The organism is Streptomyces sp. NPDC002138, assembly GCF_040296485.1.
GTDB lineage: Bacteria > Actinomycetota > Actinomycetes > Streptomycetales > Streptomycetaceae > Streptomyces.
The window spans coordinates 1-26,507 of record NZ_JBEOXE010000078.1; the positions used below are offsets into that span (position 1 = coordinate 1).

The following is a 26,507-nucleotide window of genomic DNA, read 5'->3' on the forward strand; positions in this document are numbered from 1 at the left end:
GAGGCGAGGTCGTCGCACTCGTCCGACGGCATCGCCAGATGGAAGAGGTCCTTGCGCAGCGCCGGCGCGGTGTACGGACACACGGGGCCCGTGCGATGAGCTGCGTCTTCGCCTCCGCCGAGACCGCGGGGGCCGCGGGGCCCTCCAGGTCCGTCCCGGACAGCGGCGGCGCGAACACCGTCGCGGGCAGTGGCACGGACACGTCGTCCGACCCCGCGTTGACGTCCGTACCGGCCCACGGCGTCGCCCCCACGGGCGGCACGGCGGGAGCAGGCACGGCAGGCACGGCAGGACCGGCCGGGACACCGTCCGAAGCGGTCGGTTCGTACGCGGGCCCGCCCGAGCCCGGGCGCGAGCCCGCCCCGGCCCCCGCGGCCACCCCCACCGGCGGCTCCGCCCTCGGGGCGATCCCCGCCCGGTCCGCCGCCTCCTGCAGCCACTCCGGCGGACTCAGGATGAACGACGTCTGCTCCGCGTCGATCCGCTGCGGCGGCACCGAAGGCTCCGGCGCCGAAGCCGACACCCCGTACTCCTCCTCGTACCGCCGGATCACCTCACCCACCGGCAGCCCCGGCCACAGCGTCGCCTCACCGCTGTCCCGCGCGATCACCAGCCGCTGACGGCCACCGGCCGACACCGGACCGGCGGCCCGGTCCTCCGCCCACACCACGAAACCAAGGCCGAACTCCCGCACCCGCACCTCCCGGTGCTGGTACCCGGGCACGTCCCCGTTGATCCATTCCTCGGCGCGCTCCTGCGCCTGCGCAAACGTCACCACCGCGCCGTCACCCCTCCACCGCTACCGGAACCGAACGCGCGAATCCGCCGTCCACCATCAGACCGGCCACCGTCTCCAGCTCCGGCGGATTGCCCGCCAACCGTTCGAGAAAGGCGTCGAAATCGGCACCGCACGGCAGCAACAGCCGCTCCACGCGCTCCTGGACGGACCAGCCGTCCCGGTCGCGCGCGTCGTCGTACGGGGAGAACCACACCGAACCGAGCGCCTCGCCCTTGACCTTCACCGCGAGCAGACCGCCCTGCGCGAACGCCACGCACAGGTAGTCCTTCGTCAGGTGGTCCCGCAGACACTTGTTGACGTACACCAGGTCATTGACCGCCGCCTCCTCACGCACCGTGAAGAACGGCTGGTCCACCAGCAGGCCCAGCTCCACGTCCAGCCCGGCGCCGGCCGGCGCGCAGCCGCCCGCCGCCTTGAGGAACGAGCGGTACGCCTCCGGCAGCCGGTAGCCGAGGTCCTCCTCGACCCCCTGGACCTGCGCCTCGGACACAGAGACCACCGACTTCGGCAGCCGCATGTGCACCGGACGCACCTCCTGCAGGGCCCGCGTCCCGCGCTTCTCGTGGTCCACCGGCGCCGTCGTCAGCCCGGCGTGGTGCCGCAGCAGCGCCTTGACCTCGACCGGTACCAGCTCCAGGCGCCGCGAACCCGCTACGTGGTGCCAGGTCCAGCCGTGCGGGGTCGCCACCGGGCCCACCGTGTCCCACAGCTCGTGGCCGGCCGCGTGCAGGGCGGCGTTCGCGGACACGATGTCCGTCAGCCGCAGCTCGTCGACACCGAAGCCCTCCGGCGGTTCGGCGATCTCCACCGCCGCCCGCGCGTACCGCGAGAAATCGGGATGCCCGTCCCCACTGATCCGCACCCCGTGAGGATGCCGCGCGGCCCGGACGGGGTCCGGGAAATGCACGACCTGCCCCGAGTACGCGGCGTTGGGTGGCGCGGCCTGCTGCCCGAGCCGACCTGTCGTCATGGCGGTAGCCCCCTGCTGGATCTGGCTGGTTCCGCACAGCCTATGCGGTTCGACAAGACCGGCACCCTCCCCTGGCCGGGGGCCTGAGGGGCGCCTGGGGCCCCCGGCCGGGAACATCCGAATTGATACGAATATTCGACCCCGCTTCCACACCACAGGGGACATTTGACAGGCTGTCCCCGCAGCACGGGGGCGTGCGCGACAGCGGTCCGACAACGGTCGGCGCCGCGGGCACGGGAGGGAAAGCGCCACATGCGGAACACCATGCCGAGCACCACCGCCGAAACAGCGACCCGCACGGACCCGCGGAACGGGCCACCGGGGCACGCACCCGACGGCCCCACCGCCCACGCCACCGGCGCCCACACCCCGGCCGCGGGCCCGGGCCCGGCCGTGGGCACCGTCGCCCTCGCCGGCACCGGCACCAGCCCCGGCACCAGCCCCGGCACCGGCGTCGCGGCGGCCACGAGCGCCGCCACCACCGGACTCACCGGCCCCACCGGCGACCCCAGACTCCGCTGGAGCAGCACCGACGGGCCCACCGTGCCCGTCCTGCGCTTCCGCCGCGACGGCATCCTCCCCACCATCGCCGCCGCCCTGTCCGTACGCGGCGAGACCCTCACCGGCACCGCGGGCAAGGCCGACCAGCCGCCCGCCCTGCACCCCCTCGTCCAGGACTTCCTCGACACCCTCACCAGCGGCCAGAGGGAACGCTTCACCGGGCGCTGCCCCGAGGCGATCCTGCTCTCCCGCCACCTCACCGCCGTCGAGGAGGGCCGCAGCCGACGCGCCTCCCGCAAGCCGCTCACCCCCAACGAAGCGCGCCGCTCCCTCAAGCACGCGAAGATCACCGCCAGCCGCATCCGCGAGGCCGGCGACCCGCTCCACGGCAGCTACGCACCCCCCTGCCGCTCCTGCGACCCGATGCTCGCCCACTTCGGCGTCCGGGCCGTCGACCTCACCGCCCCCGCCCCCGAGAAGGCCTGACCCCATCCAGATGACCGCCTCAGCCTCCTACGACCGCTCTTCGGCCGCCCGCTTCCCGCAGGCCGTCGACACCGCGCTGCGCACCGCCGGCTGGCAGCCCGGCCGCTGGGACATCAAGCAGGCCGAGTACTGGGCCGACTCCCTGCGCGACCACACCACCCCCGCCGGGCACCGCCACACCGTCTTCCCCGCGGCCGTCGAGGCCTGGGCCGAATTCGGCGGACTCACCGTCACCGCCCCCGGACCGGGCCGCCAGATAGCCCCGACGCCCGTCCGCATCGACCCGCTCACGGGCCTGCACCTGGCCCGCACCTTCGCCGACCTCGGCCGCGCGCTCTCCACCCGCCTCTGCCCCCTCGGCACCGAGGCCGACGGAGGCTCCCACCTCGCCATCGACGCCGAAGGCCGCGTCTACTCCATCGACCACACCGGCGACTGGTACCTCGGCGCGGGCATCGACGAAGCCCTCACCGCCCTCCTCACCGGCCTCCAACCCACCCGCCTCACCACCACCTGACCACACCGGCCCACCCGACCCGGGTCGGCCCAGCGGGGCCCACCCCGGCGGGGCCCACCCCGGCGGGGCCCACCCCGGCGGGGGCCGGCCCGGCGGGGGCCGGCCCACCGGACCCCGGCACCCCGCCACCACCACCGCTACTCCCGCTTCCCCGGCAGCACCGCGGAGACCCGGAAGCCGCCCTCGTCCGTCGGGCCCGACACGAACACCCCGCCCAGGCCCAGCACCCGCTCCCGCATCCCCACCAGGCCGTTCCCTCCGCTCGGCAGCCCCGGCTCGGCGGCCTTGCCGTCGCAGGGACCGTTCTCCACCTGCATCGCCACCTCCCCCTCCCGGTGCGCCAGCCGTACGACGACCCGCGCGCCCGGCGCGTGCTTGTGGCAGTTGGTCAACGCCTCCTGCACCACCCGGTACGCCGTCTGCTCCACCTCCGCCGCATACCCCGCCACCTCCCCGTGCACCTCGAACGCCACCGCCATCCCCGCCGCCCGGGACTGCCCGACCAGCACCTCCAACTCCCCGAGCGAGGGCCCGTCCTCCAGCGCCCCCACCAGCGCCACCACGGCCGGAACCGGGGCGGGAACCGCCGAGGAGGCCCGTAGCACCCCGAGCATCTCCCGCAGCTCCGTCAGCGCCTGGCGCCCCATGTCACCCACCAGCACCGCATTGCGCACCGCCTTCGCCGGGTCCTTCGCGGCCACCGCCTCCAGCGCCGCCGCGTGCACCACCATCAACGACACCCGGTGCGCCACCACGTCGTGCATCTCCCGCGCGATCCGGGTCCGCTCCTCGGTACGCGCCCACTCGGCCCGCTCCTCCGCCCGGTCGGCCAGCAGCGACAGCTCCCGCTCCAGCGAGTCCGCGCGCTCCTGGAGGCTCTCCATCAACCGCCGCCGCGCCCCGATGTACAGGCCGAACAGCACCGGCGGCACGGTCAGCGCCACCGCCATGAACACCGACAGCACGATCACGAGGAACCGCTCGCCCTCGATGTCCCCGCGCGTGCGCATGTAGGTGACGACGAAGGTCCCGGCGAGCGACATCGACGCGAGGACGCCGGTCACCCGCTTCGGTGCCTCGGAGGCGGCCAGCGTGTACAGCCCCACCACGCCCAGCAGGAACCCCATCGCCGCGGGCGTGACCGCGATTCCGAGCAGCACCACGGCGACGGGCCACCGCCGCCGCACGACGAGCGTGCCCCCGACGAGCACACCCATCAGCACCCCGACCACCGGAGGCATCCCGGTCTCGTGCGCGAAGCCGACCCCCTCGAACCCGCACTCGGCGGCGGACACCACGCCGAGCCCCACGTCCAGCGCGGCCTCCCGCCGCCGCTCCCACCACCACGGCCCGTCCCGCCCGGCCCCGCCCCGCTCTTCCCCCGTCAAGGTCATACGACCAGCGTACGCACGGCCCGCAGCACACACCCGCGGTTAATTCCCGCAAACCTCCGGTCATCGCACGTACGACTGAACCGTCCGCCCACCAAGACCTGAATCCCACATTCCGGACGATGCTGGCGTCATGCCGCAAGAACACGGGTGACACGTATCGGGACTGCCTCGCGGTGCGGGTCCTGAAAGGCTCCGACTTATACCGTCGCATCGAGGGCGCCTGGTGCGGCATAGTAGGTGCCGTCAACTCAGCGATCAGACTGGAATGTCCGGTTTGAGTTGATTTACCATCCCCTGTGGTGTAATTGGCAGCACTGAGGCTTTTGGTGCCTTATGTCCGGGTTCGAGTCCTGGCGGGGGAGCTTTCGGCGTTCGGGTCCCGACCTCCATGGTCGGGACCCGGCTTCGTTTACGGCCCCCCACCCCCCGGTATCCTTCGTGCGTCCAGCACCCGAAGCCGAAGGGCCCATCCGTGAGCGCCAATCGCCCTGCAGCCGTCGTCGTACTCGCAGCGGGGGAAGGCACCCGCATGAAGTCCACGACGCCCAAGGTTCTGCACGAGATCTGCGGGCGCACGCTCGTGGGCCACGTTGTCGCCGCCTCGCGCGAGCTGGACCCCGCGCACCTCGTCGTGGTCGTCGGCCACGCCCGTGAGCAGGTCGTCGCCCACCTCGCCGACGTCGACGCGGGCGTCCGTACCGCTGTCCAGTACGAGCAGAACGGCACCGGGCACGCCGTCCGGATGGGGCTGGAGGAGCTCGGCGGCGAGATCACCGGCACGGTGGTCGTCGTCTGCGGCGACACCCCGCTGCTGACCGGCGAGACCCTGGCCGCCCTCACCGCCGCGCACGAGGCCGACGGCAACGCCGTCACCGTGCTGACGGCCGAGGTGCCCGACTCCACCGGCTACGGGCGGATCATCCGCGACGCGGCCACCGGCGCCGTCACGGCGATCGTCGAGCACAAGGACGCCACCGACGCCCAGCGGGCGATCCGGGAGATCAACTCCGGGGTCTTCGCCTTCGACGGCGCGCTGCTGAGCGACGCGCTCGGCAAGGTCCGCACCGACAACAGCCAGGGCGAGGAGTACCTCACCGACGTGCTGGAGATCCTGCGCGAGAGCGGCCACCGCGTCGGCGCGGCCGTCGGCGGGGACCACCGCGAGATCCTCGGGATCAACAACCGGGTGCAGCTGGCCCAGGCCCGCGCCCTGCTGAACGCGCGGCTGCTGGAGCGGGCCATGCTGGCGGGCGTGACGGTGGTCGACCCGGGCTCCACGTTCGTCGACGTGAGCGTCACCTTCGGCCAGGACGCGATCGTGCACCCGGGGACCCAGCTCCTCGGCGCCACGCACATCGCGGAGAACGCCGAGGTCGGCCCGAACACCCGCCTCAAGAACACCCGCGTGGGCGCGGGCGCCCGCGTGGACAACACGGTGGCGGACACGGCCGTGATCGGCGCCAAGGCGACGGTGGGGCCGTTCGCGTACCTGCGTCCGGGCACGGACCTCGGGGCGAAGTCCAAGGCCGGTACGTACGTGGAGATGAAGAACGCCACGATCGGCGAGGGCACCAAGGTCCCGCACCTGTCCTACGTGGGCGACGCGACGATCGGCGAGTACACGAACATCGGCGCCGCGAGCGTCTTCGTGAACTACGACGGCGAGCACAAGCACCACACGGTCGTCGGCTCACACTGCAAGACGGGCTCCGACAACATGTTTGTGGCGCCTGTCACCATCGGGGACGGCGCCTACACGGCGGCCGGATCGGTGATCACGAAGGACGTACCGCCCGGTGCGCTGGCCGTGGCCCGTGGCCAGCAGCGGAATATCGAGGGCTGGGTGGCCCGCAAGCGTCCGGGAAGCGCTGCCGCTCAGGCGGCCCAGTCGGGGTCCTCGGAGGGCCTCGACAAGGCCTGAGGGTGAACTGACCGGAAACAGGTGCGCCCGTGACGGCGTACCGTGATAGGTGCACGCAATTCGGCTGGCTGACCGTGTGCGGGACGGACGCACACGGGGGCGAGCAGCTTTCAACACGTCTGAGGAGACTGTGCTGTGACCGGGATCAAGACGACCGGCGAGAAGAAGCTGATGCTCTTCTCCGGCCGCGCCCACCCCGAGCTGGCCGAGGAGGTCGCGCACCAGCTCGGTGTCGGCCTCGTGCCGACCAAGGCTTTCGACTTCGCGAACGGTGAGATCTACGTCCGCTTCCAGGAGTCGGCCCGCGGCGCGGACTGCTTCCTGATCCAGAGCCACACGGCTCCGATCAACAAGTGGATCATGGAGCAGCTCATCATGATCGACGCGCTGAAGCGCGCGTCGGCCCGCTCCATCACCGTGATCGTGCCGTCCTACGGCTACGCCCGCCAGGACAAGAAGCACAAGGGCCGCGAGCCGATCTCGGCCCGTCTGGTCGCGGACCTGCTCAAGACCGCGGGCGCGGACCGCATCCTGACGGTCGACCTGCACACGGACCAGATCCAGGGCTTCTTCGACGGCCCGGTGGACCACCTGTCGGCCCTGTCGGTCCTCGCGGACTACGTCGGCGCCAAGGTGGACCGCACCAAGCTCACGATCGTGTCCCCGGACGCCGGCCGCGTGCGCGTCGCCGACCGCTGGTGCGACCGTCTCGACGCGCCGCTGGCGATCGTGCACAAGCGCCGCGACAAGGACGTCGCCAACCAGGTGACCGTCCACGAGGTCGTCGGTGAGGTCAAGGGCCGCGTCTGCGTCCTGGTCGACGACATGATCGACACGGGTGGCACCATCTGCGCCGCGGCCGACGCGCTGTTCGCGCACGGCGCGGAGGACGTCATCGTGACGGCCACGCACGGCATCCTGTCGGGCCCGGCCGCGGACCGTCTGAAGAACTCGAAGGTCAGCGAGTTCGTGTTCACGAACACGCTGCCGGACCCCTCGGACCTGGAGCTGGACAAGATCACGGTGCTGTCGATCGCCCCGATGATCGCCCGCGCGGTGCGCGAGGTCTTCGAGGACGGCTCGGTCACCAGCCTGTTCGAAGAGCAGCAGTAGCCGCTCCTCCACCGTAAAGATTGATCCTTTTGGGTTGCGGCCTCCCCGCCGGGTACACTCTTCGAGTTGCTCGGCGAGGGAGGCCGTACCTGTTCAGGTACCGGCGCTCCGTTATCGACGCGCTCTTCGTAGCAGGCCGTTTGTCGGCCGGGTGACCCACTGTTTCCGTCGTCACCCCACGAGGAGTGAGCATGTCCGAGATCAAGCTTTCCGCCGAGGTCCGCAACTCGTTCGGCAAGGGCGCCGCCCGCAAGGCCCGCGTCGCCGGCAAGGTTCCCGGTGTCATCTACGGTCACGGCACCGCCCCGCAGCACGTCGACGTCGAGGGCCACGGCCTGATGATGGCGCTCAAGACCGCCAACGTCCTGCTCTCCCTGGACATCGCGGGCGCCGGCACCGAGCTGGTCATCCCGAAGGCCGTTCAGCGTCACCCCCTGAAGCGCTCGATCTCGCACGTCGACTTCCTGATCGTCAAGAAGGGCGAGAAGGTCACCGTCGACGTCGCGATCGTGACCGAGGGCGACCTGGCCGTCGGTGGCAACATGCTGGAGACCCTCCAGAACACCATCTCCGTCGAGGCCGAGGCCACCCACATCCCGACCGAGGTCACCGTCTCCATCGCGGGCCTCGAGGCCGGCGCGACCATCCACGCCCGGGACCTCGTCCTGCCGGCCGGCACCACGCTGGCCGTCGACGGTGACATCGCCGTCCTGCAGGTCGTCGCCCCGCAGGCCGAGGAGCCGGCCGCCGAGAGCACCGAGGCCTGAGCCTCCCCGCTCATCAGTTGCTGACCGACCGCCGTCCGGCTCCACTGGAGCGGGACGGCGGTCGTTTCGTTGAAGGAGCTTTTGATGTCGGACGACACGGCGCCCTGGCTGATCGTGGGTCTGGGCAATCCGGGCGCTGAGTACGCGGGCAACCGGCACAACATCGGGTTCATGGTGGTCGACCTGCTCGCGGAGCGGATGCGCGGGAAGTTCAAGGCGCACAAGGCGCGGGCGCAGGTCCTGGAGGGCCGGATGGGGCCGCCGGGGCCGCTGAACCGGCGGGTGGTGCTGGCGAAGCCGATGTCGTTCATGAACCTGTCGGGCGGGCCGGTGACGGCGCTGCGGGACTTCTACAAGGTGCCGCTGGAGCGGATCGTGGCGGTCCACGACGAGCTGGACATCGACTATCCGACGCTGCGTCTGAAGCTGGGCGGCGGGGACAACGGGCACAACGGTCTGAAGTCGATGACGAAGTCGATGGGCCCGGACTACCACCGGGTGCGCTGCGGGATCGGCCGTCCGCCGGGCCGGATGCAGGTGGCGGATTTCGTGCTGAAGGACTTCTCCTCCACGGAGCGCAAGGAGCTGGACTGGTTCGTGGACCGGTCGGCGGATGCGGTGGAGTGCCTGCTCCAGGAGGGTCTGGAGCGCGCGCAGTCGACGTACAACGCGTGATGTGACGGCGGAGCCCCCGCCACCTGTGAAGGTGGCGGGGGCTCCGTCGTGCGTGCGGTGTGCCGGGTACGGGCCTGCTCAGCCGGTGTTGCGCAGCCCGGCGGCGACGCCGTTGACGGTGAGCAGCAGGGCCCGGGCGAGCAGCGGGTCGGCGGGCTCGCCGCGCTCGGCGGCGGCGCGCTGGCGGGCCAGCAGGGACACCTGGAGGTAGGAGATCGGGTCCAGGTAGGCGTCGCGCACGGCGAAGGTCTGCTGGAGGACGGGGTGGGAGGCGAGGAGCTTGTCGCCGCCGGTGACGCGCAGGACCTCGCGGACGGTCAGCTCGTGTTCGGCTTCGATCTGGTCGAAGACGTGCTTGAGGTGGGCGGGGACGAGGGTGTCGACGTAGTGGCGGGCGATCCGCAGGTCCGTCTTGGCCAGCGTCATCTCGACGTTGGAGAGGAAGTTGCGGAAGAAGTGCCACTTCTGGCCCATCTCGGCGAGGACGTCGTCCTGGCCGGCTTCGCGCAGGGCCTTGAGGCCGGAGCCGACGCCGAACCAGCCGGGGACGATCTGGCGGGACTGGGTCCAGCCGAAGACCCACGGGATGGCGCGCAGGCCGTCGAGGCCGGCTCCGGAGTCGGGGCGGCGGGAGGGCCGGGAGCCGAGGTGGAGGTCGGCGAGCTGGTCGACGGGGGTGGCGGCGAAGAAGTACGAGGGGAGGTCGGGGTCCTCGACGAGCCGCCGGTAGGCGCCGTGGGCGGCGTCGGAGACGGTGTCCATGGCCGCGTCCCAGCGGGCGAGGGCCTCGTCGGACTGGCGGGGCGCGGTGTGCAGGGCGGAGGCCTGCAGGGTGGCGGCGACGGTCAGTTCGAGGTTCTCGCGGGCGAGGGAGGGGACGAGGTACTTGTCGGAGATGACCTCGCCCTGTTCGGTGACCTTGATCTCGCCTTCGAGGGTGCCCCAGGGCTGGGCGAGGATCGCGTCGTGGGAGGGGCCGCCGCCGCGGCCGACGGTGCCGCCGCGGCCGTGGAAGAGGCGCAGCCGGACGCCGTAGCGGTGGGCGACGTCGCGCAGCCGGCGCTGGGCGCGGTGGATCTCCCACTGGCTGGTGGTGATGCCGCCGAACTTGGAGGAGTCGGAGTAGCCGAGCATGACCTCCTGGACCTCGCCGCGCAGGGAGACGAGGCGGCGGTAGGAGGGGTCGGCGAGCATCTCGTCGAGGATGACGTCGGCGGCGCGCAGCTCGTCGGTGGTTTCCAGGAGCGGGACGATGCCGATCTTGGCCCAGCCGGCGTGGAGGTCGATGAGGCCGGCCTCGCGGGCGAGGACGGCGGCGGCGAAGACGTCGTCGGCGCCCTGGCACATCGAGATGATGTAGGACTCGATGACTTCGGGGCCGAACTTCTCGAAGGCGTCCTTGATGGCGCCGAAGACGCCGAGGGTCTTGTGGCCCGCGGCGTCGAGGGGTGCCGGGGTGGGGGCGAGCGGGCGCCGGGAGCGCAGTTCCTTGGCGAGGAGCTTCTGGCGGTATTCGCGCGGCATGTCGGCGTAGCGCCAGGATTCCTCGCCGAGGCGGTCGAAGAGCTGGCCGAGGGCGTGGTGGTGGGCGTCGGCGTGTTCGCGTACGTCCATGGTGGCGAGCTGGAGTCCGAAGGCGGCCAGCGTGCGGATGGTGCGGTCCATGCGGCCGTCGGCGAAGAGCGCGCCGCGGTGTTCGCGCAGGGAGGTCTGGATGAGGGTGAGGTCGGTGAGGAGCTCGGAGGTGCCGAGGTAGTCGCGGCCGTCCTCGTGCACGGTGCCCTTGGCGAGGCGTTCGCGGGTGTTGACGAGCTTCTGCCGGATGCAGGTGGCCTTGAGGCGGTAGGGCTCTTCGGCGTTGAGGCGCTTGTAGCGGGGGCTGATCTCGGGCAGGCGTTCGAGGTCGGCCTGGAGGGAGGTCAGGAGTTCCTCGGTGGCTCCGGTGTAGCGGATGGAGTTGGAGAGGAGTCCGCGCAGGAAGTCGACGAGTTCGAGGGCGTCGGTGATGCCGTGTTCGTGCTGGAGGATCAGGACGTCGCGGGTGACGTCGGGGGTGACGTTGGGGTTGCCGTCGCGGTCGCCTCCGATCCAGGTGCCGAAGGTGAGCGGCCGGGTGCCCGGGGGGAGTTCGACGCCGACGCGCTGGAGTTCGGCGGCGAGGTCCTCGAGGACGTCGCCGACGGCTCCGGCGTGGAGTTCGTCGAGGTAGTAGATGGCGTTGCGGGCTTCGTCGGCGGGCTCGGGGCGTACGACGCGCAGCTCGTCGGTCTGCCAGACGAGGTCGATGTTCTCGGCGAGGCGCAGGTCGTGGCGGCGGCGGTCACCGGCTCCGGCGACGGGCTCCTCGAGGAGGGCGGCGATGCGGCGCAGCTTGTTGAGGACGCTGCGGCGCGCGGCCTCGGTGGGGTGCGCGGTGAAGACGGGACGGACGTTGAGGTTCTTGACCGTCTCGCGCAGGTGTTCGGGGTCGGCGTCCTTGAGCATGTCCGCCGTGCGGGCGAGGAGGCTGCCTTCGGCGGCGCGGTGGGCGCGCAGTTCCTTGCCGCGGTGCACCTGTTCGGTGACGTTGGCGAGGTGGAAGTAGGTGGAGAAGGCACGCACCAGCTTGGCGGCGGTCTCCAGGTCGGTGTCGCCGAGCAGGGCGGCGGCGGCCTCGCCGTCGGTGCGGGTGAGGGCACGGACGCGTTCGACGAGGTCGAGGAGGTCTTGGCCTTCCTGGCGGACGAGGGTCTCGCCGAGGAGGTCGCCGAGGCGGCGGATGTCCGCGCGCAGCTCCGCGTTGGCCATGTCTGCTGTTGTAACCGTGGCCGGGGTGACCGGGGCCTGGTCGGCACTGCTCACAGGTGCGGCTCCTTGCAGTGTTTCGAGCGCTACTGGGGCGTGGCCTCCGGGGTGCGCGCGCGGGTGCCCGCCCGGATCGCGTCGGATCGCGTCGCGTCTGGGGGGGTCCTGCCTCTCGCGCAGCTCGGCTGCCCGTGCGGACCGCGCTGTCCGACGAGAACAGGATAGGTGTCCGGGCCAGGTGTCCGCTGCGGCGCTCGAGTGCGTCTCGCGATCCGGGCTCGGCGGGGACGTGGACGAGGCTCGGCGCGGACGTGGACGAGGCTCGGCGGGGACGCGCCGCGGGTGGCGCCGGGGGCGCCGCTCTTGCCGGGAGGCTCACCTTTGCCATACTTACGATGCCGTAGGTTACGGGTCCGTAGCCGGGCTCCTGCCGACTCCTTCACCCCCCAGGGGACCCCATGACCGCAAGCCCCGATCTGATCGAGGACGCCTCGGCGGACTCCGGAGCATCCCAGCCGTCCGCCACGCTCGGCGGTGAGAGCAAGAGGTCCGTCGAGCAGATCGCCCTGCTGCTCTTCATCACCGTGCCGTTCCTGGCGGTGCTGGCCGCGATTCCGCTGGCCTTCGCCTGGGGCGGGGTGAGCTGGCTGGACCTGGGCCTGATGGTGTTCATGTACTTCCTGGCCTGCCACGGGATCACCATCGGCTTCCACCGCTACTTCACGCACGGTTCCTTCAAGGCGAAACGCCCGCTGCGGATCGTGCTGGCGGTGATGGGCTCGATGGCGGTGGAGGGTCCGCTGGTGCGCTGGGTGGCCGACCACCGCAAGCACCACAAGTACTCCGACCACGAGGGCGACCCGCATTCGCCGTGGCGGTTCGGCGAGACGCTCCCGGCCCTGATGAAGGGCCTCTGGTGGGCCCACATCGGATGGCTGTTCGACGAGGAGCAGACCAACCAGGAGAAGTACGCCCCGGACCTGATCAAGGACCCGGCGATCCGGCGGATCTCGCGCGACTTCATCTACTGGACGATGCTGTCGCTGGCGATCCCGCCGCTGGTGGGCGGCCTGGTGACGATGTCCTGGTGGGGCGCGTTCACCGCGTTCTTCTGGGGCTCCCTGGTCCGGGTGGCGCTGCTGCACCACGTGACGTGGTCCATCAACTCGATCTGTCACGCGGTGGGCAAGCGGCCCTTCAAGTCCCGCGACCGTTCGGGCAACGTCTGGTGGCTGGCGGTGCTCTCGTGCGGCGAGTCCTGGCACAACCTGCACCACGCGGACCCGACCTCGGCGCGCCACGGCGTGCTGCGCGGGCAGATCGACTCCAGTGCCCGGCTGATCCGCTGGTTCGAGCAGGCGGGCTGGGCGAGCGATGTGCGCTGGCCCTCGGCGTCGAGGATCGATGCCCGGCTCAAGGAAAAGGCGTCGAGCGCGGCATGATGGGTGACGTGGCGACCGACGGCAGTACCTCCAGCAGCGAAAAACCCAGGCGCATCCGCCGGGTCCGGATGACGGGCGCCGAGCGGCGTCAGCAACTGCTGGACATCGGTCGCACCCTGTTCGCGGAGAAGGGCTTCGAGGGCACCTCGGTGGAGGAGATCGCGGCCAAGGCCGGGGTGTCCAAGCCGGTGGTCTACGAGCACTTCGGCGGCAAGGAGGGCCTGTACGCGGTCGTCGTGGACCGGGAGATGCGCCAGCTGCTGGACGGCGTGAACAGCGCGCTGACGGCCGGGCACCCGCGGGAGCTGCTGGAGCAGGCCGCCTTCGCGCTGCTGGACTACATCGAGTCGTACACGGACGGCTTCCGGATCCTGGTCCGGGACTCTCCCGTGGCGCAGTCGACGGGCACCTTCGCCTCGCTGATCAGCGATATCGCGACGCAGGTCGAGGACATCCTGGGCCTGGAGTTCAAGGCCCGGGGCTTCGACCCGAAGCTGGCCCCGCTGTACGCGCAGGCGCTGGTCGGGATGGTCGCGCTGACCGGGCAGTGGTGGCTGGACGTGCGCAAGCCCAAGAAGGCGGAGGTCGCCGCGCACCTGGTGAACCTGGCCTGGCACGGGCTGGACAAGCTGGAGTCCAAGCCGCGCCTGGTGGGCCACCGCAAGAGCTGAGGGAGCCGCGGGCTCCGGGCCGAAAGGTTGTACGAAAAAGCACTTCTACCTCGGGAAACACACCAGTAGCCTGGTGTCACTTCCCGGGGGGGAACATACGGCCGAGGTGCCGCGCCGCTTTCCCGCGCGCACCTCGCCCGTCGTGACGTCCACCCGGTTCTACCTGCGATCCAGGGGGAACCCTCTTGTCCTCGTCGCGCACTCAGCGCCTCGGCCGCCTCGCGGCCTGCACCGCACTCGCGCTCTCCGCGAGTTCTCTGATCATGGTCGGCCAGGCATCCGCCGCCGACAAGCCGGCGGACCGCCCCGCGGCCTCGTCCGCCGCGCCCACGGCCGCCACGCCGCAGGCCCGCATCCCGCACCCCGCCGCTCCGGCCGCGGGCGTGCTGACCGCCCCGAAGACCGCGCCCAAGGGCCTGCGCGCCGCCCCGCCGCAGACGCTCGGCGCGTCCAGCGTCCCGCAGCCCCGTCTCGACCTGAACGGTGACGGGTTCAGCGAGCTGGTCTTCCGTACCACCCGGGGCTTCACGGGTGCGTTCGAGAGCAACGGCAACCCTCAGGTCGCCGTCCACATCGACGGCGAGAACGACGAGACCGTCAAGGACATCATCGCCCTCGGCAACGCGGGCGGCAGCTGGAACCCGGAGGTCCTCACCTGGACCTTCGACGGCAACCTCCAGCTGCGCAGCACCTCCGGCAGCGCGATCGGCGCCCCGCTCTGGACCGGCACCGGCTGGCAGATCTACAACCGCGTGATCGCGGCGGGAGACCTGAACCGGGACGGCCGCCCCGACCTGCTCGCGCGCACCCCGGCCGGTGACCTGTACCTCTACAAGGGCACCGGCGACCTCTCCAAGCCCTTCACCGACCGCGTCCGGGTCGGCGGCGGCTGGGAGCAGTACGACCAGATCCTCGGCGTCAACGACGTCGACGGTGACGGTGCGGCGGATGTCATCGGCCGCACGGCCACCGGTGACCTGTACTTCCACAAGGGCACCGGCAACGCGTCCGCGCCGTTCTCGGCGCGGACCCAGATCGCCACCGGCTGGACCTTCTACAGCCAGCTGATCGCCGGTGACGACCTCGACGGCGACGGCAAGGCCGACCTGCTGGGCGTGACCGAGAGCGGCGACCTGTTCTGCCACTACTCCGAGGGCAACGGCAAGTTCACCTGGCAGACGAACTGCGGGTCGAAGTGGACCAACCTGGAGATGTTCGTCGGCGCGAGCATCACGCCGGTCTACGGCAAGCACGCCCTCGGCGCGCTCGACACCGACGGGCAGGCCTGGTCGTACGACAACCTGTCCAACGGCGGCTTCTACGAGCCCCGCAAGTCCGGCAGCTTCGCCTGGCCGAACGACGGCTCGAAGCTGGTCATGGTCGCCGGTCTGGACAAGCTCAGCTGGGCCCACCAGTTCCAGTTCAACCAGTGGGGTCTGACCAACCGGACCACCGGCCAGTCCATCGCCGGTGACTGGTGGGGCGTCACCAACCTGGTCGTCGGCGGCGGCGACGTCTCCGGGGACGGCAAGGGCGACCTGCTGACCCGTGACGTCTGGGGCAACCTGTACGTCCACCAGGGCGACGGCACCGGCAACAAGTTCGCGGCTCCGGTCAACATCGGCGGCGGCTGGGACCAGTACAGCTCCATCGCCGTGGGCGACTTCAACGGCGACGGCTACGCGGACCTGGCCGGCGTCGGCAAGGACGCCGCGGCGACCCTGTACTACCACCCGGGCACCGGCAAGGCCTCCGCGCCCTTCGGGACGCGCTGGGCGGTCACTTCCTACGCCGGCACCACGCAGCTGACCTCGCCCGGCGACCTGAACGCGGACGGCAAGGCCGACCTGGTCTCCGTCAACGCCAACGGCTCCTCGTACGCGATGCAGGCGGGCAACCCGTACGGCAGCGCGGTCTTCGGCGGCGGGCGCCCGCTGTACACCAACTGGACGTACCGCAACGTCAGCTGATCCCCACTCCGCACCGCCGCGCGCGGCGGGCGGCGAAGCAGCGGCGCCCCGTCACCGGATCATCGGTGGCGGGGCGCCGCTCTGTGTGCGGGCCGGGGCCCGGGGCCGTCAGGGCGCCGGGTGGGGCTCCAGGAACTCCAGCCGGTTGCCGACGGGGTCATCGGAGTAGAAGCGCCGGTGGCCGGGGAGGTCGTCGTCCCAGACCACGCTCGCGCCGTGGGCGCTGAGCACGGGGGTCAGGCCTCCTTCCGGGCGATGGCGAAGATGCGGCGGAACGGGAAGACGGTGCCGCGCGGCCCGGGCGGATAGGCCCCGCGCAGCAGGTCGCGGTATTCGCCGAGGAACGCGTCCACGGCCACCCGGTCGTCTCCGAGGGCGGTCAGGACGGGCCGCAGGGCGGTGCCCTTGACCCAGTCGAGGACGGGGTCGGTGCCGGTCAGGAGCTGGTAGTAGGTGGTCTCCCAGACGTCGACGGCGCAGCCCAGACCGGTGAAGCGGTCCATGTACTCGGCGGGTTCCAGGAGGTGGGTGTAGCGGGCGCCGTGTCCGCCCAGGCGCGAGCGCCAGCGCGGGGCGTCGCACAGGGCGTGCAGCAGGGCGTGGCTGGGCGCGGTGAAGTTGCCGGGGATCTGGAAGGCGAAGGTGCCGCCGGGGCGCAGTCCGTTGATCCAGGCGGCGAAGGAGCCCGGGTGGTTCGGGACCCACTGCAGGGCGGCGTTGGAAACGATCAGGTCGTACGTCTCCTCGGGGACCCAGTCGGCGAGGTCGGCGTGGGCGAAGTCGAGGGAGCCGCCGCCGGCCGTGGGGCCGGCGTATTCCTCGGTGGCGCGCTGGAGCATCTCCGGGGAGAGGTCGAAGCCGGTGATCCGGGCGTCGGGCCAGCGGTCGGTGAGGAGGGCGGTGACATTGCCGGGGCCGCAGCCGAGGTCCGCGATGCGGGCGGGGCGGCCGGGCTCGGCGGGGAGTGCGGGTATGCGGGCGAGCAGGTCCAGGAAGGGCCGGGCCCGGTGGCCCGCGTGCCGCAGGTACTGCTGTGGATCCCAGGTGGGGGCGGGTCCGGTGGCCTTCGGCGTCTTCTCGTCCTGGTCCGTGTCGTGCGGCGGTCGGACGGCACGGGCGGTATCGGAATGCATGTTCGAGCCTTCCTGCGGGCAGCGCTGATGGAAGCGGAATCTGTTCCGGCCCCTCCATGCCCCATGGTCGCCCGAAATATATCTTGACGTCAAGAGACTTCACATCGACATACCCCTTACACTGATCGGCATGGAGGACGAGGTCGACCGATTGGTCGCGGCATGGCGGCGCGAGCGCCCTGACCTCGACGTGGAACCGCTCGAGGTGCTCAGCCGCGTCAGCCGGCTCGCACGCCACCTGGACCGGGCCCGTCGGCTCGCCTTCGCCGAGCACAGCCTGGAACCGTGGGAGTTCGACGTCCTGACGTCCCTGCGCCGGGCCGGAGCGCCCTACCAGCTCTCCCCCGGTCAGCTGCTGACGCAGACCCTGGTCACCTCGGGCACCATGACCAACCGCATCGACCGGCTCGCGAAGAAGGGCCTGGTCGAGCGCCTGCCCGACCCCAACGACCGGCGCGGCGTCCTGGTGCGGCTCACCCCCGAGGGGCGCGACCGCGCCGACCAGGCCCTCGCCGGGCTGCTCGCCCAGGAGCGGGCGATCCTCGCCCAGCTCTCCCGGGCCGAGCGCGGCGACCTGGCGTCCCTGCTACGCCAGTTGACCGCTCCGTTCGACAACATCCCCGGCTAGGTCCGCCGGGCGCACGCCCGCCCGCCGGGCCAGCGCGACCGCCGCGAGGGTGGAGTGCACCCCGAGCTTGCCCAGCACGTTCTGCATGTGGGTGCGCACCGTGTGCGGGGACAGGAACAGCCGGGCCGCCACGTCCTTGCGGCCCAGCCCCGCCACCATGCAGCGCAGCACCTCGTGCTCGCGCGGGGTCAGGGACTCCACCAGGCGCTCGCTGTCGGTGCGGTGTTTGCGCGCCTGCGTCAGCTCGCGCAGCACGCCCGTGAGCAGGGCGGGCGGCAGGTGCGTCTCCTCGCGCAGGACGCCCCGGACCACGGCCAGCAGCCGCGACAGCGAGCAGTCCTTCGCCACCCAGCCGGAGGCCCCGGCCTGGAGCGCGAGGGCGGCCCGGCGCGGTTCGTCGCGCTCGGCGAGGACGACCGTACGGACCCCGGGGTGGGCGGTGCGCACGGCCGCGACCAGGGCGATCCCGTCGGTCGGCGGCGCGGCGCCGGGCGACGGCTCCCGGTGCGGGTCCCGCTGCGCGGGGAACGCGCCGCCGTGCCCGCCGGGGCCGCCGGGAGCCGCGCTGAGGTCGGCGTCGACGAGCAGCACGTCGTAGCGGCGCCCTTCGGCGACGCCCCGTTCGAGGCAGCGCAGCGCGGCGGGACCGCTGCCGGCCGCGGACACGTCCACGTCCGGCTCGGCCGCGAGCGCGGCTGCGAGCGACTCGGCGAAGATGCGGTGATCGTCCACCACGAGAACCCGGATGCGAACCACAGAACCCCCAAGGGTCGGGGAACGGACAACTGCGGGTACGGCGCCCGGACCGGGTGATCCGCAGCTGCCGCGGCCGCCGCCGTGACACCTCTGCACTACCCCGGAGCGGACGTCGTACCCGACTCGTCTCGACCCCTGAATCAACACCGGCCCCCACCGGTGTCACGCATCAGCGTAGGGCCGGGGGCGGGGTGTGGTTGGCCGAATAGCAGAAGTTTTCCGAGCCATTTTCCGGTGCGTCGCCCTGTGAGCGCCCTGTGGGTGGCCGGAAGTTGCCCCTGCCCCGGGGCCGGAATCCCGTTTCCGCTTCAGCCCGTGCCACCGGCAGATGCGCGGGGGACATTTCACGCAGCGTGCGCACGCCGGGCGCCCGCGCACAGCGCCCCGCCCCGGCGCGCGGCACCCCACCCCGCGCCCCACCGAACGGACACGCGAAAGCCGCCACCGGGTGCGGTGACGGCTCACGTGTTCGCGTGGTGCGGCTCGGGCCGGGCGCCGGCCCGGCTCAGCGCTGGGCGAAGGCCCAGGCGTCCGCGACGATGCCCGCGAGGTCCGGGCGCGACGGCGTCCAGCCGAGGCGGGCCTTGGCGTTGGCCGCGGAGGCGACCAGGACCGCCGGGTCACCGGCCCGGCGCGGGGCCACGACCTCGGGGATCGGGTGCCCGGTCACCTTGCGGACGGTCTCGATGACCTCGCGCACCGAGAAGCCGCTGCCGTTGCCCAGGTTGCAGATCAGGTGCTCGCCGGTCGCGGGGACGGCCACGGCGGCCAGGTGCGCCTCGGCGAGGTCCGCGACGTGGATGTAGTCGCGCACGCAGGTGCCGTCCGGCGTCGGGTAGTCCTCGCCGAACACCGAGATCGACTCCCGCTGCCCCAGCGCCACCTGGAGCACCAGCGGGATCAGGTGCGTCTCGGGGTCGTGGCGCTCGCCGAACTCCTTGTACGCGCCCGCCACGTTGAAGTAGCGCAGCGAGACCGCCGTCAGGCCGTGCGCCGCGCACTCGCCGCTGATCATGTGGTCGACGGCCAGCTTCGAGGCGCCGTACGGGTTGGTCGGCTTGGTCACCGACTCCTCCGTCAGCAGCCCCTCGGTGGGCTCCCCGTAGGTCGCGGCGGTGGAGGAGAAGACGAGCTTCTTCACCCCCGCCTCGCGCATCGCGGTGAGCAGCGCGAGCGTGCCGCCGACGTTGTTGTCCCAGTACTTGCCCGGGTTCACGACGGACTCGCCGACCTGCGAGTAGGCCGCGAAGTGCAGCACCGCGTCGAAGGAGGGGTCGAGGTGGCGGGCGGCGTCCTGGATCCGGCCGTGGACGAGGGTGGCGCCCCGCGGGACGCCCGCCTCGAAGCCGGTGGAGAGGTCGTCGAGGATGGTGACCTCGTGTCCGGCTTCCAGGAGATGGGCCGCGACGACACTGCCCACGTATCCGGCGCCACCGGTGACCAGGTACTTGCTCACTCGCCTACTACCTCTCGAAGTCGCACGGCCGCACACACGCGCGACCCGTTCCCCCCTGGCTTACCCGATTCCGTGCCCACGGGGAAATCGGTGCCGCCGGGCCGGGGGCCGGGCGCCACGTCGACGACAGGGCCTACGGGCGGGCCGCGCGGTCGAGGAGCCCGGTACGGGCGGCCAGCGCGGCCGCCTCCAGCCGCGAGCCCACGCCGAGCTTCATCAGCACCCGCTGGACGTGCGTGCGCGCGGTGCTCGGGGCGATCGCCATGCCGGCCGCGATCAGCCGGGTGTCCTCGCCCTCGGCGACCCGGACCAGCACCTCGACCTCGCGCGGGGTGAGCAGGCGCAGCAGCCTGCTGCCCTCGTCGTCGGGCTGGGTGGTGGGGTTGAGCAGTTCCGCGAAGGCCCCCTGGAGCAGCTGCGGCGACACCGCGGCCTCTCCGGCCCGCGCCTTGGCCAGGGCCCGCTCCACGCCTTCGATCCGCTCGTCCTGGCGTACGTACCCGCAGGCGCCCGCGGCGAAGGCGGCGGCGATCCCGCGGGGGCTGGGCACGGGCCCCAGCACGACGACGGCGATCTGCGGTCTCTCGCGCCGGATCCGCACGATGGGTTCGAAGATCCCCGGCTCGGCGGGGGTGGCGGTGCCGAACAGGCACACCTCGGGGGCGCGGCTGATCACCAGCTCGGCCGCCCCGGCCGCCGGGGCGGCCGCGGCCAGCACCCGGTGCCCGCGCAGCTTCAGCGCCGAGGCGAGCGCCTCGGCCAGCAGCCGGTGATCGTCGACGACCATGACCCGTACGCCCATTGCGGCGCTCACCCCCGACCCTTCTGCCCCGGCAAGCTACACGCTTGTTCGACGCCGCGAGGTGGATACGGAACAGAAGCCCCCGTCAGTGGGCGCCGGCCCCCTGGGCCTTGACATCGGCCACGAAGGCCGAGAACGCGGCGACGGAGAACCCGAGGACGGGGCCGTCGGGGTTCTTGGAGTCCCGCACCGGGACCGCCTCGCCGCGGGCGGGAAAGCCGACGCCGACCTCGACACAGTCGCCGCCGTTGTCGCTGTAGGAGGACTTGTGCCAGTCGAGGGCGACCTCGACACAGTTGCCGCCGTTGTTGCTGTACGAGGACCTGTACCAGCGAGGTTCGGTCGTCACGGGGTGCCCCTTCGCAGTTCGCCGATCATGGCCACGGACGTCGCTTGCGAGAGCGCTTCGGCCTGTAGTTGATGGTAGGCCGTCAGCATGGGCAGCACCGAAGGGCTTTCCCGGTCCAAGTGCCCGCGCATCTGGGACTCGGCGTAGGCGACCACGGCCCGGTCCGGCAGCGTCAGTAGATTCACCGGCAGGTCGAACGGCCGACGCTCCCCTATGTCGAAGGGGGCCACCTGGAGCACCGTGTTCGGCCGGGCGGCGAACTCCGCGAGCCGCTCCAGCTGGGCCGCCATGATCTCGGGGCCACCGACGCGTCGGCGGATGCAGCTCTCGTCCATCACCACGAACACCATCGGCGGCCGGGCTCGCTCCAGCGCCGCCTGCCGCTCCGCCAGGAATGCGACCCGCTCGGCCGCGTATTCGGTGGTGATGGCGCCCCGCTGCACCGCGCTGTTCGCCAGCACCTGCGCATACTCCGGGGTCTGCAACAGCCCGGGGATGATGCCGATCTCGTACAGCCGGATCTCGACGGCCCGGCCCTCGTAGCCGACGTACTCCTGGAAGCCCTCCAGTAGCGCGCCGTGCCGCAGCTCGCGCCACGCGCGCTCGAACGCGTCGCCCCCGCCGAACGCACGGTCCGTACTGCGCGCAAACCGCAGGGTCGGCGGTTTGCGGCCGGTTTCCACCGCTGAGATGTGCTGGCTGGAGTACTCCGTGCGCTCGGCCAGCTCGTCCTGCGTCCAGCCCCGCGCTTCCCGGGCGCTGCGCAGGCGCGCTCCGAACGCTGCGCGCGGCGAGCTGTCCGGGTTCAACTCCTTGATGTTCAAGGGCCCTTCCTTCACATCCGGCAGGTTGAAGGGTTTCCGACTGTAGGCGAGCCTGACTCTCCCCGGTAGTGGTTCGGCTACGGAGAGGCATCAACCATGTCCCGAGAACGCCGCGTCTGCGGCGCACAGACCCTCCTGTTCAGCCCGGCCCTGATCGCCGCCCTGGACGCCCTCGGCCCCGGGCACGAGCCCTACCGGGACCTGATCCCCACACCCCTACCGATCCGGTGCACCCTCGAACACACCACGGGCCCGCACTGGGCCCTGCTCGTGGACAACCAGGCGCCGACGGCCCTATGGGCCCGCTGGCCGGAGGGCAGGTCCTGCCACGCGGTGTTCGTACGCCCCGACTGCCCCGTCGGAGACACCGACAGCGGCGCAGGGTGCAGCGAGTTCCAGTTCCACTCCGGCGGGCACACCTGGCAGCTCACCGACCCCGACCACGAGCGCTGGTCCACGACGGCCGCCACGCTCTACTGAAGGCTCCAAGGAAGAGGAGAGAAATGACCATGACTCCGGGCAATGACGGCGGCGACAAACTGCCGGGGACTCCGTACCCCGGCCCCCACCAGCCGCCGACTCCTGACGGTGGGCCCGGTGTCCCCAACCCGCCGAAGGAGTCCTAGCGGTGTCCGGCCGCACAGGCGAGCGGCGCCCCGAGCGGCACGCCGAGTTGAGGCGGATCCTCACGCAAGGGGGCGCGCTGCCCCCGGATTGGGAACCCGCCTTCGCCGCCGTCCCGCGTTCGTCGTTCCTGCCGGATCTCATCTGGCCCTTCGACATGGCGACGGGTCAGAGCGTCGCCGTGTCGCGGGCGGCGGAGCCGGAGGCCTGGTACGGCTACGCGGACGCGGACGTACCCGTGGTCACGCAGTGGGACGACGGAGCACACACAGGGCCGGAGCCGGGACAGGTCTCCACCAGTTCGGCGTCCATGCCGAGCGTGGTCTTCCGGATGCTCCGGGACCTGGACCTGCGGCCCGGCGACCGGGTGCTGGAGATCGGGACGGGCACCGGATGGAACGCCGCGCTGCTCGCACATCGGACCGGTGCCCGGAACGTCGTCACCGTGGAGCTCGATCCCGCCGTCGCGGCCGGGGCGCGTACCGCGCTCACCGCGTTCGGGGCGTCCGTCCGGGTCGTGACCGGCGACGGGCTCAAGGGCCACCCCGAGGGGGGCCCGTACGAGCGGATCATCGCGACCTGCGGTTTCCGCGAACTTCCCTTCGCGTGGGTCGACCAGTGCGAGCCGGGCGGGATCATCGTGGCGCCGTGGGGAACCCACTACGGCAACGGCGACGCCGTGGCCCGGCTCACGGTCGCGGACGACGGCGCGAGTGCCGGCGGCAGGTTCACCGGGCCGGTCGAGTTCATGAAGGCGCGCGCCCAACGGCTGCCGCCCGTCGTGCACGGCGACTACGTCACGGACGGGGTGGACGGCCACGACAAGTCGTCCACCAGCTGCACCGAGGAGGAGTTCCTGGGAGAGCGCTTCAGCCCCCAGCGGTTCACCCTGGGGCTCAGGCTGCGTGAGTGCGTGCACGTGGTCGCGGAGAAACGCGACGGCGCCCGGCCCGTGTGGTTCTACGGACTCGGCGACCGGTCGTGGGCCTGCGTGCTGTTCCGCGAGGGAGCCACGGCGACGGTCTGGCAGTCCGGCTCCCGTCGGCTGTGGGACGAGGCCGCATCGGCGTACGCCTGGTGGACGGAGCAGGGCAGGCCCGGTCACGAGCGCTTCGGCCTCACCCTCACGGCGGCCGGGCAGGACGTGTGGCTGGACGATCCGGCTGGGTCCTGGCCCGTGTGACAGCGGGCTCCGAGGACTGAGACGCTGTTCTCCCGCGCGGTAGGGGCCGCGCGCGCTCAGGCCGCGCCGGTGAAGACGTATGCCGTCATCGGGCCGGTGACCGGGCCCGGGCCCAGGCGGGCCGTCGTTTCCGCGATGACGACGGACCGCTCGGCCGCACCGCCGCCGCGCTCCTCGAAGGCCGCCCGTACCGGGCTCCCGGTGAGGAACCCGGTGGCGACGTCGGCGGCCGAGGCGGCCCGGCCCTCCAGGGTCAACTCGTACTGCTCCTCGACGGTGAACCCGGCGGCCGTCAGGTCGGCGGCCACGGCGGCGGGGTCGGCGTAGCCGTGCGGGACCGCGGGGAGGAAGCGCGGCGGGTCGTCGGGGAAGGCCCGCTCCAGCCCGGCCTGCACCGCGGCGTCGAAGGCGTGCGCGGCGATCGGGCCCCAGGTGCTGAAGAGGAACCGGCCGCCCGGGGCCAGCACCCGGCGGACGTCGGTGAAGGCCGCGACCCGGTCGGGGAAGAACATCACGCCGAACTGGCACACAACCAGGTCGAAGCCGCCGTCCGGGAACGGCAGCCGCTGCGCGTCGGCCTGCCGCCACACCGCGCCCGGGGCCCGGGACGACCCGAAGCCGACCATGGCGTCGTTCAGGTCGGTGGCCGTCACCTCGGCCGACGGCGCCGCGGCCAGCAGTTCCGAGGTCAAGGCGCCCGTGCCCGCGGCCAGTTCGAGGACCCGCCGGGGCCGCAGGGCCGCCGCCCGGGCGGCCAGATCCACGGCGAAGGGCCGGAAGAGCACCGGCACCAGGTACCGCTCGTAGGCCTCCGGCATGGACTCGGACCACAGCCGATCGGCGTCGCTTCCCGTCACCGCGCCACGGTAACGCCGCCCCGGACCACCGCCCGACCGGCACGCCAAAGCCCCCCGGGGGAAAGTGATTCCCTTCGGGGGGCCGGCTCACCGCTTCCGCGCGCGGTCCGCTGTCAGCCCGTCGTCAGCCCGTCGTGAAGGAGACGAACAGGTACTGCGGGTCGGTCCTCCCCGAGTAGGGCTTGCTGATCAGCGTCTGGGACATGAAGAACCGGCCGTTGTGGTAGCGGAGTTCGGCGCCGTCGATCGAGAAGCTGTTCTCCGGGCGGCTGAAGCTCTTGTCCGCCGGCATCTCCATGAGGAGGGTTTCCTTCATGGTCGTGCCGTCGAGGCTGACGATCTGTCCGCCCTTGTTGTAGGGCGGTGCCTTGTAGGCGATGACGTTCGGCCCGTCCATGCGCAGCGGCATGATCGTGTAGCCCTCGCCGGAGTCGGCGTGGTCGGTGGTCTGCTTGCCCGTGGCCAGGTCGAAGGAGAGCAGCTCGTTGATGCGGGTGCTGTTGTCCTTGCCCGCGTGCTGGATGGAGGGCATGTAGACCTTGCCGTTGCCGACGACGATCTTCTTGCACTCCTCGACCTCGGTGGCCGGGCACCGGACCTCGTAGTTGCCGGAGGAGACCGGGATGCGTGTCTTCAGCGCGCCCGCGTCGTCGAGGACGAAGAGGTCGCTGAGCGCGCTGCCGCCCTTGGCCGCGCCGCCGACGTTGGCGCCGACGATCAGGGGCTTGGTGGAGATGATGCTGGCGTACTCGATGCCCTGGGACAGCTTGTACGAGGACTTGGGCGCCCCGGTGGTCGGGTCGAGGCTCTGGGCCAGGAGGTACTGGCTGCCGTACGGGCCGCACTTGCGGATGACGGCGAGGGCTTCGCCGCCGCCGTAGCCCATGTCGTAGCAGCCGTCGGTGTCGCCGACCTTGGCGGGCCACAGGTTCTTGCCGTCGGCGAGGTTCCATCCGGCGCCGCCCTGGAGGCCGCCCGCCGCGACGGTGTTCCCGCTGAGGGTGACCTCCTTGAACTCCACCGGCCGGTCGCCGCTGGTGGCGGCCTTGATGGTGGTGGACCAGAGCAGCCTGCCCGCGTTCAGGTCGATGGCGCCGATCTGGTTGCACCGGGGGTACTTGTTGGCGTCGCTGGCCGGACCCTCCTTGAAGAGGATCGCGCTCTTGCCGTCGGTGATGTTCCGGGTGGCACCGCAGATCTCGGCCGGGAGCGGGAGCGACCACTTCTGGGCGCCGGTGTTCACGTCGTAGCCGACGATCTTGCCCACGTCCGACTTCACGTAGAGGGAGTCGGTGATCCAGGAGCCCTCGACGTTCGCGAGGTCGGCGATCTGCGGCTGCGCCTGGTTGAGCAGCGTCTTCGCCTTGGTGCTGGCCGGGACCTTCTCGGTGCCGGTGCCGGCGGCGCCGGACTTGCCGTCGCCGGACGCGCCGCCGCTCTTGCCGTCGGTGGGACCGTTGCTGACGTCCTGCTTGCCGCCCTCGTCACCGGAGACGTACCAGAAGCCGCCGACGACGATCAGGGCGATGGCCACGAGCGCGGCGACGACGATGAGCACCTGGTTGCGCAGGTCGTTGCCGCCGCCACCGCTGCCGCCGCTCGCGGGCGGGACGTAGGCGGGCGCGGCCGGCGCGGCCTGCGGGTAGCCGTACGAGGGTGCCTGCTGCGGGTAGCCGTACGCCGCGCCCGGCGGCTGCTGCGGCGGCTGCTGCGGGGGCTGCGGGGGCTGCTGCGGCGGTACGGGCGGTGCGGCCGGCGGCGGCGCGTAGCCGCCCGGCGGCGGGTCCTGGGGCGCGCCGAAGCCGCCCGAGGGGGGCTGGTTCGGGGGCGGCGGGGTACTCATCGGGTGCTTCTGCCTCTCGTGGGCTGCCTGGTGGACGAACTG

24 protein-coding genes, 1 tRNA gene and 1 pseudogene are annotated in these 26,507 nt (G+C 71.8%); 13 read left to right on the top strand and 13 right to left on the bottom strand.

The features are described 5' to 3' along the window. Window positions 1–778 (bottom strand): SUKH-4 family immunity protein (locus tag ABT084_RS32985; protein WP_502969247.1); only part of this gene is annotated, 778 nt, incomplete at its 3' end. A gap of 7 nt (window positions 779–785) precedes the next feature. After that, window positions 786–1,769: an SMI1/KNR4 family protein gene (locus ABT084_RS32990; protein WP_351051968.1), complete on the bottom strand. Its 984-nt coding sequence runs from the start codon at window positions 1,767–1,769 to the stop codon at window positions 786–788. A gap of 393 nt (window positions 1,770–2,162) precedes the next feature. Between ABT084_RS32990 and ABT084_RS32995 the strand changes: the two genes are divergently transcribed. Continuing rightward, on the top strand, window positions 2,163–2,756 hold the full coding sequence (locus tag ABT084_RS32995) for a YwqJ-related putative deaminase (protein ID WP_351052022.1): 594 nt from the start codon (window positions 2,163–2,165) through the stop codon (window positions 2,754–2,756). A 10-nt stretch (window positions 2,757–2,766) separates the two neighbouring features. After that, a complete protein-coding gene (locus ABT084_RS33000) occupies window positions 2,767–3,273 on the top strand; it encodes an SUKH-3 domain-containing protein (RefSeq protein WP_351051970.1) in 507 nt (168 codons plus the stop codon). A gap of 137 nt (window positions 3,274–3,410) precedes the next feature. Here the strand turns inward: ABT084_RS33000 and ABT084_RS33005 are convergent, their stop codons facing one another. After that, a complete protein-coding gene (locus ABT084_RS33005; RefSeq protein ID WP_351051973.1) occupies window positions 3,411–4,667 on the bottom strand; it encodes a sensor histidine kinase in 1,257 nt (418 codons plus the stop codon). Window positions 4,668–4,957: 290 nt separating this feature from the next. Here ABT084_RS33005 and ABT084_RS33010 point away from each other — a divergent pair. From ABT084_RS33010 to pth, 5 genes are all read left to right on the top strand, one after another. Beyond that, window positions 4,958–5,029 (top strand) — tRNA-Gln (locus ABT084_RS33010). Window positions 5,030–5,139: 110 nt separating this feature from the next. Then, window positions 5,140–6,588 carry a bifunctional UDP-N-acetylglucosamine diphosphorylase/glucosamine-1-phosphate N-acetyltransferase GlmU gene (gene glmU, locus ABT084_RS33015; RefSeq protein ID WP_351051975.1) on the top strand — a complete coding sequence of 483 codons (1,449 nt, stop codon included), beginning with the start codon at window positions 5,140–5,142 and terminating at the stop codon, window positions 6,586–6,588. Between the two features lie 135 nt (window positions 6,589–6,723). Further along, a complete protein-coding gene (locus tag ABT084_RS33020; protein ID WP_215017437.1) occupies window positions 6,724–7,701 on the top strand; it encodes a ribose-phosphate diphosphokinase in 978 nt (325 codons plus the stop codon). Window positions 7,702–7,892: 191 nt separating this feature from the next. After that, on the top strand, window positions 7,893–8,468 hold the full coding sequence (locus ABT084_RS33025; RefSeq protein WP_351051978.1) for a 50S ribosomal protein L25/general stress protein Ctc: 576 nt from the start codon (window positions 7,893–7,895) through the stop codon (window positions 8,466–8,468). Between the two features lie 84 nt (window positions 8,469–8,552). Next, entirely contained in the window at window positions 8,553–9,143 is a 591-nt protein-coding gene (gene pth, locus ABT084_RS33030; RefSeq protein WP_351051981.1) for an aminoacyl-tRNA hydrolase, read from the top strand. A gap of 78 nt (window positions 9,144–9,221) precedes the next feature. On the opposite strand, the gene ppc is transcribed toward pth, so the two are convergent. Then, window positions 9,222–11,984: a phosphoenolpyruvate carboxylase gene (ppc, locus tag ABT084_RS33035; RefSeq protein WP_502969248.1), complete on the bottom strand. Its 2,763-nt coding sequence runs from the start codon at window positions 11,982–11,984 to the stop codon at window positions 9,222–9,224. A gap of 401 nt (window positions 11,985–12,385) precedes the next feature. Here ppc and ABT084_RS33040 point away from each other — a divergent pair, with 401 nt between their 5' ends. The 3 genes from ABT084_RS33040 (at window position 12,386) to ABT084_RS33050 (ending at window position 16,010) form a co-directional block, all read left to right on the top strand. Continuing rightward, window positions 12,386–13,369: an acyl-CoA desaturase gene (locus ABT084_RS33040; protein WP_351051986.1), complete on the top strand. Its 984-nt coding sequence runs from the start codon at window positions 12,386–12,388 to the stop codon at window positions 13,367–13,369. Then, window positions 13,366–14,040 carry a TetR family transcriptional regulator gene (locus tag ABT084_RS33045; protein ID WP_351051989.1) on the top strand — a complete coding sequence of 225 codons (675 nt, stop codon included), beginning with the start codon at window positions 13,366–13,368 and terminating at the stop codon, window positions 14,038–14,040. The genes ABT084_RS33040 and ABT084_RS33045 overlap by 4 nt, the downstream gene beginning before the upstream one ends. A 185-nt stretch (window positions 14,041–14,225) precedes the next feature. After that, complete coding sequence (locus tag ABT084_RS33050; RefSeq protein ID WP_351051992.1) at window positions 14,226–16,010, top strand: FG-GAP repeat domain-containing protein; 1,785 nt, start codon at window positions 14,226–14,228, stop codon at window positions 16,008–16,010. Between the two features lie 108 nt (window positions 16,011–16,118). Here ABT084_RS33050 and ABT084_RS33055 read toward each other — a convergent pair. Further along, a pseudogene (locus ABT084_RS33055) lies at window positions 16,119–16,238 on the bottom strand (glyoxalase); the annotation flags it as partial. Window positions 16,239–16,246: 8 nt separating this feature from the next. After that, window positions 16,247–17,143 (bottom strand): trans-aconitate 2-methyltransferase, encoded by an 897-nt coding sequence (locus ABT084_RS33060; RefSeq protein ID WP_351051994.1) that lies wholly within the window; start codon window positions 17,141–17,143, stop codon window positions 16,247–16,249. Window positions 17,144–17,273: 130 nt separating this feature from the next. Between ABT084_RS33060 and ABT084_RS33065 the strand changes: the two genes are divergently transcribed. Further along, complete coding sequence (locus ABT084_RS33065) at window positions 17,274–17,771, top strand: MarR family winged helix-turn-helix transcriptional regulator (RefSeq protein ID WP_351051997.1); 498 nt, start codon at window positions 17,274–17,276, stop codon at window positions 17,769–17,771. Here ABT084_RS33065 and ABT084_RS33070 read toward each other — a convergent pair. From ABT084_RS33070 to ABT084_RS33090, 5 genes are all read right to left on the bottom strand, one after another. Further along, entirely contained in the window at window positions 17,730–18,527 is a 798-nt protein-coding gene (locus ABT084_RS33070; RefSeq protein WP_351052000.1) for a LuxR C-terminal-related transcriptional regulator, read from the bottom strand. The genes ABT084_RS33065 and ABT084_RS33070 overlap by 42 nt on opposite strands. Before the next feature lie 505 nt (window positions 18,528–19,032). Then, on the bottom strand, window positions 19,033–19,983 hold the full coding sequence (galE, locus tag ABT084_RS33075) for a UDP-glucose 4-epimerase GalE (RefSeq protein ID WP_351052002.1): 951 nt from the start codon (window positions 19,981–19,983) through the stop codon (window positions 19,033–19,035). A gap of 133 nt (window positions 19,984–20,116) precedes the next feature. Further along, complete coding sequence (locus ABT084_RS33080; RefSeq protein WP_351052024.1) at window positions 20,117–20,785, bottom strand: response regulator transcription factor; 669 nt, start codon at window positions 20,783–20,785, stop codon at window positions 20,117–20,119. Between the two features lie 85 nt (window positions 20,786–20,870). Next, the gene (locus ABT084_RS33085; RefSeq protein ID WP_351052004.1) at window positions 20,871–21,134 is read right to left on the bottom strand and encodes a DUF397 domain-containing protein; all 264 of its coding nucleotides are present in this window, start codon (window positions 21,132–21,134) and stop codon (window positions 20,871–20,873) included. Next, window positions 21,131–21,958 carry a helix-turn-helix domain-containing protein gene (locus ABT084_RS33090; protein ID WP_351052007.1) on the bottom strand — a complete coding sequence of 276 codons (828 nt, stop codon included), beginning with the start codon at window positions 21,956–21,958 and terminating at the stop codon, window positions 21,131–21,133. The genes ABT084_RS33085 and ABT084_RS33090 overlap by 4 nt, the downstream gene beginning before the upstream one ends. A 96-nt stretch (window positions 21,959–22,054) precedes the next feature. Here ABT084_RS33090 and ABT084_RS33095 point away from each other — a divergent pair, with 96 nt between their 5' ends. Both ABT084_RS33095 and ABT084_RS33100 read left to right on the top strand, forming a co-directional pair. Further along, window positions 22,055–22,438 (top strand): hypothetical protein, encoded by a 384-nt coding sequence (locus tag ABT084_RS33095; protein ID WP_351052009.1) that lies wholly within the window; start codon window positions 22,055–22,057, stop codon window positions 22,436–22,438. 148 nt (window positions 22,439–22,586) lie between these two features. Further along, window positions 22,587–23,765 (top strand): methyltransferase domain-containing protein, encoded by a 1,179-nt coding sequence (locus ABT084_RS33100; protein ID WP_502969250.1) that lies wholly within the window; start codon window positions 22,587–22,589, stop codon window positions 23,763–23,765. A 56-nt stretch (window positions 23,766–23,821) separates the two neighbouring features. On the opposite strand, the gene ABT084_RS33105 is transcribed toward ABT084_RS33100, so the two are convergent. Beyond that, the gene (locus ABT084_RS33105) at window positions 23,822–24,583 is read right to left on the bottom strand and encodes a class I SAM-dependent methyltransferase (protein ID WP_351052028.1); all 762 of its coding nucleotides are present in this window, start codon (window positions 24,581–24,583) and stop codon (window positions 23,822–23,824) included. Window positions 24,584–24,746: 163 nt separating this feature from the next. Beyond that, a complete protein-coding gene (locus tag ABT084_RS33110; protein ID WP_351052011.1) occupies window positions 24,747–26,465 on the bottom strand; it encodes an outer membrane protein assembly factor BamB family protein in 1,719 nt (572 codons plus the stop codon). Between the last annotated feature and the right edge of the window lie 42 nt (window positions 26,466–26,507).

Bases quoted from the DNA above. Each gene is read 5' to 3' on its own strand.
- ABT084_RS33105 (WP_351052028.1), bottom strand. From the start codon at position 24,583: ATGCCGGAGGCCTACGAGCGGTACCTGGTGCCGGTGCTCTTCCGGCCC.
- ABT084_RS33095 (WP_351052009.1), top strand. From the start codon at position 22,055: ATGTCCCGAGAACGCCGCGTCTGCGGCGCACAGACCCTCCTGTTCAGC.
- ABT084_RS33025 (WP_351051978.1), top strand. From the start codon at position 7,893: ATGTCCGAGATCAAGCTTTCCGCCGAGGTCCGCAACTCGTTCGGCAAG.
- pth (WP_351051981.1), top strand. From the start codon at position 8,553: ATGTCGGACGACACGGCGCCCTGGCTGATCGTGGGTCTGGGCAATCCG.
- ABT084_RS33080 (WP_351052024.1), bottom strand. From the start codon at position 20,785: ATGGGCGTACGGGTCATGGTCGTCGACGATCACCGGCTGCTGGCCGAG.
- ABT084_RS33040 (WP_351051986.1), top strand. From the start codon at position 12,386: ATGACCGCAAGCCCCGATCTGATCGAGGACGCCTCGGCGGACTCCGGA.
- ABT084_RS33060 (WP_351051994.1), bottom strand. From the start codon at position 17,143: ATGCATTCCGATACCGCCCGTGCCGTCCGACCGCCGCACGACACGGAC.
- ABT084_RS33110 (WP_351052011.1), bottom strand. From the start codon at position 26,465: ATGAGTACCCCGCCGCCCCCGAACCAGCCCCCCTCGGGCGGCTTCGGC.
- ABT084_RS33065 (WP_351051997.1), top strand. From the start codon at position 17,274: ATGGAGGACGAGGTCGACCGATTGGTCGCGGCATGGCGGCGCGAGCGC.
- ABT084_RS33000 (WP_351051970.1), top strand. From the start codon at position 2,767: ATGACCGCCTCAGCCTCCTACGACCGCTCTTCGGCCGCCCGCTTCCCG.
- ABT084_RS32990 (WP_351051968.1), bottom strand. From the start codon at position 1,769: ATGACGACAGGTCGGCTCGGGCAGCAGGCCGCGCCACCCAACGCCGCG.
- ABT084_RS33045 (WP_351051989.1), top strand. From the start codon at position 13,366: ATGATGGGTGACGTGGCGACCGACGGCAGTACCTCCAGCAGCGAAAAA.
- ABT084_RS33005 (WP_351051973.1), bottom strand. From the start codon at position 4,667: ATGACCTTGACGGGGGAAGAGCGGGGCGGGGCCGGGCGGGACGGGCCG.